General features: G+C 34.3%; 8 protein-coding genes. 2 read left to right on the top strand and 6 right to left on the bottom strand.

All coding sequences use genetic code 11. From position 1 onward, the window contains the following. Nucleotides 1-345: 345 nt before the first annotated feature. The 4 genes from E0H99_RS05590 to E0H99_RS05575 form a co-directional block, all read right to left on the bottom strand. Nucleotides 346-2613: an aconitate hydratase gene (locus tag E0H99_RS05590; RefSeq protein ID WP_131992182.1), complete on the bottom strand. Its 2268-nt coding sequence runs from the start codon at nt 2611-2613 to the stop codon at nt 346-348. Nucleotides 2614-2735: 122 nt separating this feature from the next. Continuing rightward, complete coding sequence (locus tag E0H99_RS05585) at nt 2736-5507, bottom strand: bifunctional aconitate hydratase 2/2-methylisocitrate dehydratase (RefSeq protein WP_131992587.1); 2772 nt, start codon at nt 5505-5507, stop codon at nt 2736-2738. Between the two features lie 334 nt (nt 5508-5841). After that, the gene (locus E0H99_RS05580) at nt 5842-6795 is read right to left on the bottom strand and encodes an AAA family ATPase (RefSeq protein WP_131992179.1); all 954 of its coding nucleotides are present in this window, start codon (nt 6793-6795) and stop codon (nt 5842-5844) included. Between the two features lie 119 nt (nt 6796-6914). Continuing rightward, nucleotides 6915-8345, bottom strand: coding sequence for a peptidylprolyl isomerase (locus E0H99_RS05575; RefSeq protein WP_131992176.1), 1431 nt, complete (start codon nt 8343-8345; stop codon nt 6915-6917). A 772-nt stretch (nt 8346-9117) separates the two neighbouring features. Here E0H99_RS05575 and E0H99_RS05570 point away from each other — a divergent pair. Both E0H99_RS05570 and E0H99_RS05565 read left to right on the top strand, forming a co-directional pair. Then, complete coding sequence (locus E0H99_RS05570) at nt 9118-10560, top strand: alpha-amylase (protein WP_131992173.1); 1443 nt, start codon at nt 9118-9120, stop codon at nt 10558-10560. Nucleotides 10561-10748: 188 nt separating this feature from the next. After that, nucleotides 10749-12338 carry a peptide chain release factor 3 gene (locus tag E0H99_RS05565; protein WP_131992584.1) on the top strand — a complete coding sequence of 530 codons (1590 nt, stop codon included), beginning with the start codon at nt 10749-10751 and terminating at the stop codon, nt 12336-12338. An 88-nt stretch (nt 12339-12426) separates the two neighbouring features. Here the strand turns inward: E0H99_RS05565 and E0H99_RS05560 are convergent, their stop codons facing one another. Both E0H99_RS05560 and E0H99_RS05555 read right to left on the bottom strand, forming a co-directional pair. Then, nucleotides 12427-12783: a hypothetical protein gene (locus E0H99_RS05560; RefSeq protein ID WP_131992170.1), complete on the bottom strand. Its 357-nt coding sequence runs from the start codon at nt 12781-12783 to the stop codon at nt 12427-12429. 363 nt (nt 12784-13146) lie between these two features. Next, a complete protein-coding gene (locus E0H99_RS05555; RefSeq protein WP_073354716.1) occupies nt 13147-13458 on the bottom strand; it encodes a DUF3467 domain-containing protein in 312 nt (103 codons plus the stop codon). Nucleotides 13459-13460: the final 2 nt, after the last annotated feature.

Raw genomic sequence — 13460 nt, 5'->3', positions numbered from 1 at the left:
AAAAAATAAAATTTTGCCCTGTTTTTTGAATTTTGCCTCTATTTTAGGCTTAAAGCTCTTTTGCTTTTCAAAAAAAAAATTGTTCCAAATCAATAAATAGAAATTGAAATTCTAATTTCTGATTTGTAGCCCTGATGAAAATGGAAAGCCTCTTGAAGCGGAATTGCCCATTTTTCCTAAGAAAAAAGAGCGACTAAAAGAAGCTCCTTTTTTATCTTGGAAAAAAGCAATTCTGCGAAAAAGCTTGAAACGGTCAGCAGGAAACAGCTCCTGAAATAAATTGGGAATGAATAAAAAAACTCCCAAGTTTCCTTGAGAGTTTTGAATATAAACTATATAATTTACTTATGCTTTTCCAGCAACAGCGATCAAGTTTAATGCTGAACCGGCAACGAACCAACCAATTTGTCCTTCGTTGTACGTATGGTTTGCCAAGATGATATCTTTGGTTCCATCTGCGTGAACGAATTCTAGAGTTAATGGTTTTCCTGGAGCAAAATCAACTAAATCAATGAAGTTGATAGTATCATCTTCCTGGATTTTATCGTAATCAGCTTCAGTAGCAAATGTCAATCCTAAAAGACCTTGTTTTTTAAGGTTTGTTTCGTGGATACGAGCAAATGATTTTACCAGTACTGCTTTTACACCTAAGAAACGAGGTTCCATAGCTGCATGTTCACGAGAAGATCCTTCTCCGTAGTTATGGTCTCCAACAACAATCGAAGGAACACCAGCAGCTTTGTAAGCGCGCGCTACAGCAGGAACTGCATCATAAATACCCGTCAACTGGTTTTTAACTGCATTTGATTTTTGGTTGAATGCATTAATCGCACCTATCAACATATTATTAGAAATATTATCTAAATGTCCACGGAAACGCAACCATGGTCCAGCCATAGAGATGTGATCTGTTGTGCATTTTCCGAAAGCTTTGATAAGCAATTTAGCACCTGTGATGTTTTTTCCATCCCAAGGTAAGAACGGAGCTAATAATTGTAATCTTTCTGAAGTTTCACTAACCGCGATTTGAACATCTGAACCATCCTCGGCAGGCGCTTGAAAACCTGGGTCTTCAGCATCAAAACCTTTTGGAGGCAATTCGTTTCCTGTTGGAGCGTCTAATTTTACTTCTTCACCATTTTCATTGATTAACGTATCAGTCAATGGATTGAAACCTAAATCTCCAGCAATAGCAAGTGCCGTTACCAATTCAGGTGAACCTACGAAAGCCAAAGTATTTGGATTTCCGTCGGCACGCTTAGAAAAATTACGATTGAAAGAATGAACGATTGTATTGCGTTCTTCTTTTTCAGCACCTTCTCTGTCCCACATTCCGATACATGGTCCGCAAGCATTAGCAAAAACAGTTGCTCCCATTTTATCGAAAATATCGATAAATCCGTCACGCTCTATTGTATAACGCACTACTTCAGAACCTGGAGTAATGGTGAATTGAGATTTTATTTTTAAATTTTTATCGGTAACTTGTTTCGCTAATGAAGCCGCACGAGCAATATCTTCATAAGAAGAGTTCGTACAAGAGCCGATCAAAGCTACTTCAATTTTTAAAGGCCAGTTATTTTTGATTGCTTCTTCTTTCATTTTAGAAATTGGCGTAGCTAAATCCGGTGTATAAGGTCCATTTAAATGCGGCTCTAATTCGTCTAAGTTGATTTCGATTACTTGGTCAAAATACAATTCTGGATTTGCATATACTTCAGCATCACCTGTTAAATAAGGAGCAATTTTATCAGCTGCATCAGCAACATCAGCTCTATTTGTAGAACGCAAATAACGTCCCATTGAAGCATCGTAACCAAAAGTAGATGTAGTAGCACCAATTTCGGCACCCATATTACAGATAGTTCCTTTTCCTGTACAAGACATAGAAGTAGCACCCTCACCAAAATATTCAACGATCGCACCTGTTCCTCCTTTTACAGTAAGAATACCAGCAACTTTAAGGATAACATCTTTTGGAGCTGTCCAACCGGAAAGTTTTCCAGTCAATTTTACTCCAATTAATTTAGGAAATTTCAATTCCCAAGCCATTCCTGACATAACATCAACCGCATCAGCACCACCAACACCAATCGCTACCATTCCCAAACCCCCTGCATTTACAGTGTGAGAATCAGTACCAATCATCATTCCACCTGGGAATGCGTAGTTCTCAAGAACTACTTGATGAATAATTCCCGCTCCTGGTTTCCAGAAACCAATTCCGTATTTATTTGATACTGAAGAAAGAAATTCAAATACTTCATTGCTTTGTGTTTTTGCTCTGGCCAAATCGGTTGCAGCATCAACTTTAGCTTGAATCAAGTGATCACAATGTACTGTTGTAGGAACTGCAACTTTCTTTTTACCTGCATGCATAAATTGCAATAATGCCATTTGAGCCGTTGCATCTTGACAAGCAACTCTATCCGGAGCAAAATCAACATAATCAGCACCTCTTGTAAAAGCGACAGATGGAGTTCCGTCCCAAAGGTGATTGTACAAAATTTTCTCTGTTAAAGTAAGTGGGCGACCAACTATCTCACGTGCTTTATCAACACGAGTTGTCATGTTGTCGTACACTTTTTTAATCATTTCAATATCAAAAGCCATAAGATTTATATATAATTGTTACTATTCTATTTTAAACATACAAGATACAAAAAAATAGAGTATAAAAAAAGCCTGAGTCATTAGACTCAGGCTTTTAAATTATAATTAACTAATTATGTGAATTATTTAACTAATAACTTATGAGAAGGTGCAAACTTAGTTAGATTGATACCTTTCACTGCCGTTTTATATTCCTCTATTGTTGGAGTTCTACCTAAGATTGTAGATAAAACTACAACAGGTGTAGAAGAAAGCAACGACTCTCCTTTTTTACCTTCAGTATCCTCAACAACTCTTCCTTGGAAAAGACGTGTAGAAGTTGCCATTACAGTATCTCCTTTGGCTGCTTTTTCCTGATTACCCATACATAGGTTACATCCTGGACGCTCTAAATACAACATTTTCTCATATGATGTACGCGCTACTGCTTTAGGTATGCTATCATCAAATTCAAAACCAGAGTACTTTTGTAAAATCTCCCAGTCTCCTTCAGCCTTAAGTTCATCCACGATGTTATAGGTTGGAGGAGCCACAACTAGTGGTGCTTTGAACTCCACCTTGCCTTGTTGTGCATCTATATTCTTAAGCATTTGAGCTAAAATTTTCATATCTCCTTTATGAACCATGCAAGAACCGATAAATCCAAGATCTACTTTTTTAACACCTCCATAGAAAGATAGCGGTCTGATGGTGTCGTGAGTATATCGCTTAGAAACATCAGCATTATTAACATCTGGATCTGCAATCATTGGTTCAGCAATCACATCAAGATCAACAACAACTTCAGCATAATACTTAGCATCTGCGTCCGGAGTCAAAGCTGGTTTCACACCTGTTTTGATCTCAGTTATTCGCTTATCAGCTATAGCAATCAGTCCTTTAAGAACTTGATTTTTGTTATCCATTCCCTTATCAATCATGATCTGAATTCTACCCTTCGCAATCTCTAGTGATTCGATCAAGGTATAATCCTCAGAAATACAGATCGAAGCTTTTGCTTTCATTTCTGCAGTCCAGTCCGTAAACGTAAAGGCTTGATCCGCATTAAGAGTTCCTAAGTGAACCTCAATAATTCTTCCTTGGAATACATTCTCTCCACCAAATGTTTTAAGCATCTGAGATTGCGTAGCATGTACTACATCACGGAAATCCATGTACCCTTTCATATCTCCTTTGAATGTTACCTTTACAGATTCAGGAATTGGCATTGAAGCTTCACCAGTAGCAAGAGCAAGAGCAACCGTTCCTGAGTCAGCACCAAAAGCGACTCCTTTAGACATTCTTGTATGAGAGTCACCACCGATGATGATAGCCCACTCGTTTACAGTAATATCATTAAGTACTTTGTGAATAACATCAGTCATTGAGTGATAAACGCCTTTCGGGTCACGAGCTGTAATCAAGCCGAAGTCGTTCATGAATTTCATTAATCTTGGAATATTTGCTTTAGATTTATTATCCCAAACAGAAGCAGTGTGACAACCTGATTGGTAAGCACCATCAACGATTGGCGAAATCACAGTAGCAGCCATAGACTCTAATTCCTGAGAAGTCATCAAACCAGTTGTATCTTGCGAACCAACAATATTTACGGTAACACGAACATCTGAACCAGCGTGTAAAACTTTACCCGGAGTTGAACCAACTGCGTTTTTATTAAATATTTTTTCTACAGCTGTAAGACCTTGTCCTTCAACAGAAACCTCTTTTGACGGAGCATATACAGGTACAATATCAATACCAAGAGTCTTTGATGCAAATGTTTGAAGTTTTTTTCCAAATACAATAGCATACGATCCACCAGCTTTTATAAATTCAATTTTCTGAGGTGTGAATGCCTTAGAAATATCAATTAATTCCTTATCGTCATTATAAAGTTTCTTCGTCTTTGTGTTGATTGTAAGAACAGTACCAGTAGCAACAGAATAAACTTCCTCAAGAATAGGATCACCGCTTTCATTACGAAGAACGTTACCATTTTCATCTAATTTTTTTGTCCAGTTTTTAAGGTCAAGACCAATACCACCAGTAACATCAACAGTTGTTAGGAAAATTGGAGAAATACCATTTGTTCCTGCAACGATTGGAGCAATATTAATAAATGGAACATATGGACTTGCTTGTTTACCACTCCAAAGCGCCACGTTGTTTACACCTGACATTCTTGAAGACCCCACACCCATAGTTCCTTTTTCAGCGATTAACATCACGCTCTTATCAGGATTCGCTTCAGCTAATGCTTTGATTTCAGCTTGTGCTTCAGAAGAAATTAAACATTTACCATGAAGTTCACGATCTGATCTTGAGTGCGCTTGGTTTCCTGGAGAAAGTAAATCAGTTGAAATATCTCCTTCACCAGCAATAAAAGTAACTACCTTAATTTCTTCTGCTATTTCTGGTAATTTAGTAAAGAACTCAGCCTTTGCATAGCTCTCTAGAATTGCTGCGGCAATTTCATTATCATCTTTGAAAGCAGCTTCTAAACGATCTGTATCTGCTTCATAAAGAAAAACTTGTGTCTTTAAAACTTCCGCAGCATCTTTTGCAGTAGCAACATCATTACCTAAAGCTAAATCAAGTAATACCTCTATAGAAGTTCCACCTTTCATATGTGATAATAGCTCTAAAGCAAAAGCAGGCGTAATTTCAGCAACTACTGATCGACCCAAAACGATTTCCTTTAAAAACTTAGCTTTCACATTAGCAGCAGGAGTAGTTCCTGGAACAACATTATAAATAAAGAAGTTAAGAGAATCCTCTCTGTACTCGTTACTCAAATCTTTGATTTGTGCAATGATTTCGCTTAGCAATTCAGTACCATCAATTGGCTTTGGGTTAAGTCCCTGGCCTTTTCGTTCTTCAATTTCTTGAATGTAATCCTTATAAGTATTCATAATAGAAGTATTTTTCAATTTTAAAGGCAGATTTCATTGATCATTTCAATAACAAAAGCCATAATAAATAGGTGTTAGTTTATTTTGTGGAGCAAATTTAACAATTAAAGATGAGAATAAAAAAAATTTAATAGAAGTCGTCTTTTGAAAAATTATTATTGTAAAATAATCGTTTTTATTGCTTTATATTAATAAAAACACGAATTTTTATTAAAAAACTAAACAATCAATAATATAAGATCTTTTTCCCAGCAAAGTCGAAATTCATCCCTAAAAACAAAAAGGTTCTTTATTCGCAATTGAATAAAGAACCTTTCTAAATTAGCTTTTTCAATTAAATTAATTTCGCAATAATCATTTCTTCCGTAATTCCTTCGGCATCAGCTTTATAATTTTTGATGATTCTATGACGTAAAATTCCGATTGCCACAGCTTTTACATCTTCAATATCCGGAGAAAATTTCCCATTGAAAGCAGCGTTCGCTTTGGCAGCCAAAATTAAATTTTGAGAGGCTCTCGGTCCTGCTCCCCAATCCAGATAATTTTTCACAAACTCGTTCGACAAAGAATTGTCCGGTCTTGTTTTGCTTACCAATGTTACTGCATATTCAATTACATTATCAGCGACAGGTATTCTGCGGATTAATTGTTGGAAATCAATAATTTCTTGTGCTGTAAATAATGGATTTATAGTGTTTTTTATATCTGATGTTGTTCTTTTTACTACCTGAACTTCTTCTTCAAAAGAAGGATATTCCAATTTTATAGCAAACATAAAACGGTCTAACTGCGCTTCAGGCAAAGGATACGTTCCTTCTTGCTCAATAGGATTTTGAGTTGCCAAAACAAAATAAGGCAAGTCTAGTTTATAATTTTCACCAGCAATAGTAACGGAACGTTCCTGCATGGCTTCCAGCAAAGCAGCTTGTGTTTTCGGAGGCGTTCTGTTGATCTCATCGGCCAGAATAATATTCGAAAAAATAGGTCCTTTAATAAATTTGAAATGGCGATTTTCATCCAGTATTTCACTTCCAAGTATATCTGACGGCATCAAATCCGGAGTAAACTGAATTCTTTTAAAATCAAGTCCCAATGCTTGCGCAAGTGTATTTACCATCAATGTTTTGGCCAATCCAGGAACTCCAACCAATAATGCATGGCCTCCAGAAAATATACAAAGCAAAATTTGATCTACCACATCATTTTGACCTACAATGATTTTTGCTATCTCCGCTTTTAGCTCATTCCTTTTTTGAACTAAGTTATGTATTGCTGCTACGTCTGACATGTATTAAATATTTAAAATTAAAAAGAGTTAGCATTATGAAATCATAAAACTAACTCTTTTTATTTATTTATCGAAAATTTTTCATTCCTAATTCTAATCTGGTAAAGGAATAGGAAATACTATTTTTTAAGCCAATTGTTTGTAAAACTACAATCTCTATATTCTCCAATGATTTTAATGTATGTTTCTTTAATCTTTTCATCAAACCATTTCCCAATAGTAGTAATTTGTTTGCTTTTTAAAGCCAAATCTTTAATTTTGATGTAATCTTTAGCATAATCTGCCGCATGCTCATCTATTCTATTGGTTACGGTAATTAATTTGAACTTTTTCTTTCCTTCTTCGCCTTGTTCTAATAACGGAGCAGAAACTTCACCCTCTTTCAAATTAGAAACTTGGCTATAGAAAGCCGGATCCATTTTCGTCAACTCAAAACGAGTATCTTGTGTTTTTGGATTGATTAAAGCGCCACCATTGGCTCTTGTTTCTTTCTCATCAGATAGTGTTCTGGCCGCATCTGCAAAAGTGATTTCTTTATCTTCAATTCTTTTTTTAATCAAAGTGATTTTTTCTTTCGCCTCATTCAAAGCTGCTTCTGTAACAGTTGGCGACAATAATATATGACGCAATTCTATTTCTTGTCCTTTAATTTTTTCAACATATATAATATGAAAACCAAAATCTGTTTCAAAAGGAGCCGATATTTCTCCTTCAGCAAGACTAAAAGCAACATCTTTAAACTCTTTTACAAATGGTGTTTTGCGATTCATTTTATAAAACCCCCCATTTGATCTCGATCCTGGATCTTGAGAATATAAAACGGCTTTAGTTGAAAAACTAGAACCTTCTTCTATTTCCTTTTTAAAACCATTCAATCTGTCAATAACTTTTTGCTTATCCTCTGCCGAAACTTTAGGAGTAACAACAATTTGTGCTACTTCTAATTCTACACCAAAAAAAGGAAGATCTGCTGTAGGGATTGTTTTAAAATAATTACGAACTTCTTCAGGAGTAATTTCTACAGCATCAACAATTTTCTTTTGCATTTCTGAACTTAACTTACCTTCTTTCAAAATATCTGAGAAATAAGTTCTAAATTCTTCTTCAGAATCTTTTTTATAGTACTTCACCACTTTGTCCAAAGACCCTATTTGCTCTATCATATAGTTCAAACGCTCTTCCATCATGCCTTTAACTTCAGCATCTGTCACTACAATACTATCTTGTATTGCTTGATGAGCATATAATTTATCTTCGAGTAATTTCCCTAACATTTGACATCTTGTGATGTCTTTTACAGAACCTCCCCCTGCTGAAATTTCAAGATACGACTTGTCAATATCTGAATCTAATATAATATAGTCTCCTACAGTGGCAATAACACCGTCAATCTTTTGTTTCCCAGTAGATTGTATTTTCTTAACCGGAATAATGACACTATCCTTAATAATTTCTTGAGCACTTGCTACAACACTGGAAAAAAGCAAAACAAAAAAAATAAGTGCAATTCTATTATTGATGGATCTCATTTGTATTTTATTTATTGGCATTATTATAATTTATATTTATTGTAAAACATCCTTATTCAATTGTCTTTAAATCTATTTAATAAAGGCCAGAATAATTTTGGCAAATATACACTTTAAGAATCAAGAAGTGAATTGAATTTATAATACAATTCCTTACCATTCTTTAAATTTAAAACGAACAAAAATAACAATTCAATTACATAATACAAGTTTCCTACCTACTATTAACAAAAAATTATAAACGCATTTATTTATTGTGATGTTTAGCTCTTAAATCGTAAAGAAACTGAACGTTAGAAGTCAAAAAATTAAAATCTTCATTATACATTCTTGTATTGCAATAGCATAATTCTATTTCTCTTTTTCAAATATTCTCCTTTTTCGTGAGATCTGTTTTCCATTTTCTAACATTTCATTTATTCTAAATGGAGTTATAATTAAAAAATCACGTGCCTAAACAAAAAAATAAAGGCTTAAAATTCTCATTTTTAGCTCACTATTTAAAAAGTTGTAAACACTACAACGTTTTCGTTAGGGATTAAAAAAATTCCCATGTTCATCACGTAAGAATTTGTATAAATTAGCTAAAAAAGTAATTTTTTATCAAAATATTAAACATAAAAATAAATTTATAATAATTATTTAATTTATTTATTTTGATTTTAATAAAACGTACTGTTCTTTCTAATCTAACAAAAAACAATAAATAAAAATTAAATTTCTAGAATTTATTTTACATTCTGCTTTCAATTGTTACTCCAAAATCTATTACTTAACCTAATTTATTTTTTTTATGAAAAAACGAAATTTTAAAATTTATCTATTATCAGCTTTATTAGTTGGTATGTATTCCTGTAATTCGAATGATGACCTGGTAACCGATTCAGCTGCTGCAGCTTCACAATTCAAAGTAATCAATGTTACACATCACGATGGACATCCATTCAGTACTGGAAAATCGACTAATTCCACAACTGGAAGATATGCTGCAAACCCTGGAGGAGGTGTTATGATGCAGGCTTTTTATTGGGATGTACCAGCGGGTGGAACGTGGTGGAATACCATTAATACGAAAATAACCGCTTGGTCAAATGCCGGTATTGGTTCCATTTGGCTCCCACCAGTTTCAAAAGCTCAAAACGGACCATTTTCTATGGGTTACGACCCTACTGATTATTTCGATTTTGGAAATTACAATCAAAATGGTACTGTGGAAACAAGATTTGGTTCCCGCACAGAATTAGAAAGTCTGATAACAAAAGTACACGCCGAAAACATGCAAGTATATGCTGATATGGTACTAAATCATAATAGCGGCGGACAATTAGAAAACAATCCTTTTACGGGAACTCAAACGTATACTAATTTTACTGGTGTCGCTTCAGGCAAATTCCCTAGAACAAGTGCTGATTTTTATAAAAATTCATATGGAAATAACGACGAAGGTGCTTTTGGAGGTTTTCCTGACTTAGCTCATGTGGTACCAAATGTACAAGACTGGCTTTGGAAAAGAGCAGACGGAGTAGGTAAATATTATAAAAACACTATGAAGTTTGATGGCTGGAGATTTGATTACGTGAAAGGTTTTGCTCCTTGGGTTGTGAATGATTGGAATGCTAATGTTGGCGGATTTTCTGTCGGAGAATATTGGGATTCAAACGTAAATACATTAGAATGGTGGGCTAATAATGCAAATAGTTCTGTTTTTGATTTTGCCTGTTACTATAAAATGAACGACGCATTTGATGGAAATAATTTAAATCTTTTGAATGATGATATGATGTGGAAAAGAAATCCTTATAAAGCGGTTACTTTCGTTTCCAATCATGACACTGATGAAATTTGGAAAAAAGAGTTAGCATACGCTTATATTTTAACTCACGAAGGATATCCAACTATTTTTTATAGAGATTATGAAGAATGGTTGAATAAAACAAAAATGGACAACCTTATTTGGATTCACAACAATAAAGGAACCGGAACTACATCTATTTTATACACCGATACTGATGAATATATCGCACGAAGAAATGGCTATAATGGAAATCCTGGTTTAGTGGTTTACATTAATAACTCATCAACTTGGCAAGAAAGATGGATTCAAACGAATTGGGCAAATGCGCAAATCAAAGATTTCACAGGAAATTCAACTTGGCTTCCGACAACCCAAGGTGACAAATGGGTTAAAATTCAATGTCCACCAAATGGATATTCTGTTTGGTCAATCAATATGTAACACATAAATATCATAAAGGCTGTCTGAAAGGGCAGCCTTCTTTTTATCAGCTGTTACATATTCGTAATTTTAATACTGGTTTAAAACCACATGAATTACAACTTCAAAACTCGCCTACTCCATTTAGAGTATACAATTTTTTTAATTGGCATTTATAAATAGTACTTTTGCAAACTATTTATACAAATATGGGCTTTTTAGAAGAAATACAACGCAGAAGAACTTTCGGGATTATTTCACATCCTGATGCCGGAAAAACAACACTTACTGAGAAACTCCTCCTTTTTGGTGGTGCGATTCAAGAAGCTGGTGCTGTAAAGAATAATAAAATTAAAAAAGGTGCTACCAGTGACTTTATGGAAATTGAACGCCAGAGAGGAATTTCGGTTTCTACTTCGGTTTTAGCATTCAATTATAAAGATAAAAAAATAAATATTCTCGATACTCCCGGACACAAGGATTTTGCTGAGGACACTTTTAGAACCTTAACCGCTGTTGACAGCGTTATTGTTGTAATTGACGTTGCCAAAGGTGTTGAGGAACAAACGGAAAAATTAGTAGCTGTTTGTAGAATGCGAAAAATTCCAATTATCGTGTTTATCAATAAATTAGACAGAGAAGGAAAAGATGCTTTTGACTTGATGGATGAAGTGGAACAAAAACTAGGCTTAACTGTTACTCCATTAAGTTTCCCGATAGGAATGGGTTATGATTTTCAAGGAATTTATAATTTATGGGAACAAAATATCAACTTGTTTAGTGGTGACAGCCGCAAAAACATTGAAGAAACAATCGCTTTTTCCGATGTTCAAAATCCAGAATTAGAGAAAATTATTGGGCAAAAACCTGCTGACAGATTACGTGAAGAATTGGAACTTATTGACGAAGTATATCCAAAATTTGATCGTCAGGATTATTTAGATGGGAAATTGCAACCTGTATTTTTTGGTTCGGCATTGAATAATTTTGGAGTACGAGAATTATTGGATTGTTTTGTCCAAATTGCTCCATCTCCAAGACCAAAAGATTCTGAAACACGATTAGTAGATCCCAAAGAAGAAAAAATGACTGGATTTGTTTTTAAAATCCACGCCAATATGGATCCAAAACACAGAGACCGTCTGGCCTTTATAAAAATTGTTTCTGGAACTTTCGAAAGAAACAAACCGTATTATCACGTTCGCCAGAAGAAAAACTTAAAATTTTCGAGTCCGAATGCCTTTTTTGCAGAAAAGAAAGAAATTGTAGACATTTCTTATCCAGGTGACATTGTAGGCTTGCATGATACCGGAAATTTTAAAATCGGAGATACTTTGACCGAAGGAGAAATCATGAGTTTCAAAGGGATTCCAAGTTTCTCTCCGGAGCATTTCAGATATATTAATAATGCTGATCCAATGAAATCCAAACAATTGGACAAAGGAATTGATCAGTTAATGGACGAAGGTGTAGCACAATTATTTACGCTGGAAATGAACAACAGAAAAATCATTGGAACGGTTGGCGCACTTCAATACGAGGTTATCCAATACCGTTTAGAGCATGAATATGGCGCAAAATGTACGTATGAAAACTTTCCGGTACACAAAGCATGTTGGGTAAAACCAAATGATGTGAAAAGTGATGAATTTAAAGAATTCCGAAGAATCAAACAAAAATTCTTGGCGCATGATAAATATGGACAATTAGTGTTTTTAGCTGATTCTGACTTTACGATCCAAATGACACAGAATAAATATCCAAATGTGAAATTATATTTTACTTCAGAATTTGAGTAAAATTACGTCCTCATAAAACGTTGCATAAAAAAAACGCTAATTTAAAAATTAGCGTTTTTTTTATATCCCTTTTAAAATAAATCTTCATTTACGAAATCATACTGTCAGAATCTACCGCTTTCTTTAAAAAAGCTTTAATCAACAAACGATTTGGAGCAGAACCAGATGTTATAACCTGTATTTTTGCGCTTGTACTTTCTTTAGAAATTGTACCGTTTGGACCTTGTTTTGTACCCATAAACCATAGTACGAAATTCATACTATTTGAAGAAGTTGCTGAAACATTTTCTTTTTTTGCATTACTGTTAACTTCTACAGCATTAGCATCAACTAGCTTTTGAGCAGATTGACCAAATACAGATACGTTTGACATTAACATAAAAACGAATATTATCAAGAGATTAGAAATCCCTTTAGTGTCCGCTTTTAAAGAAAAATATTTCATAACAATTCGTTTTTTTATGATGGATAGGATTTGCTTCCCCATCTCGAGCACGAAAGTATATCATTTAATTACCAGCAAAAAATATTTTCGATGAAGCACAATAATAATCGTTTAAAGCACAAACTTGTTATCAATACTCTGAATTTAATAGTTTCTTAATGTCAATTTATCAAATAAAAGGTATCGCTTGATTTTTTTTTAGAAATTCAAAATTTCGGGAACCGTTGACAGAAGAATATAGAACTAGTTCTGACATACATCTTAAAAATCAAAAATGCGCAGCTGACAATTAAGAGGCTACAAAAGAAAGTATTAATCTATAAACAAAAAAAGGCTCCATTTCTGGAGCCTTTTTAAAGAATATTATGCTTGTCCCGCAGGACCAAAATTAAGCGGAATCGGTGCTTGTTCAGTGTCTTTTATTTCGCCATGAGCGACTTCAAAACGGTGAATATTTTCTCCTATTGCTTTCAACAATCTTTTAGCATGTTGTGGCGTCAAGACAATTCTTGATTTCACCTTAGCTTTAGGAATACCAGGCATGATGCTTACAAAATCTAAAACAAACTCTGATGAAGAGTGATTTATTATTGCCAAATTGGAATAAATTCCTTCGGCAATTTTTTCATCAAGCTCAATATTAATTTGCTCTTGTTGTTGATTAGAATTACTCATAT

Origin of the sequence: Flavobacterium sp. GT3P67 (assembly GCF_004349155.1) — a bacterium.
GTDB classification, from domain to species: Bacteria; Bacteroidota; Bacteroidia; order Flavobacteriales; family Flavobacteriaceae; genus Flavobacterium; species Flavobacterium ranwuense.
This window is presented reverse-complemented; position numbering and strand designations above follow the sequence as displayed.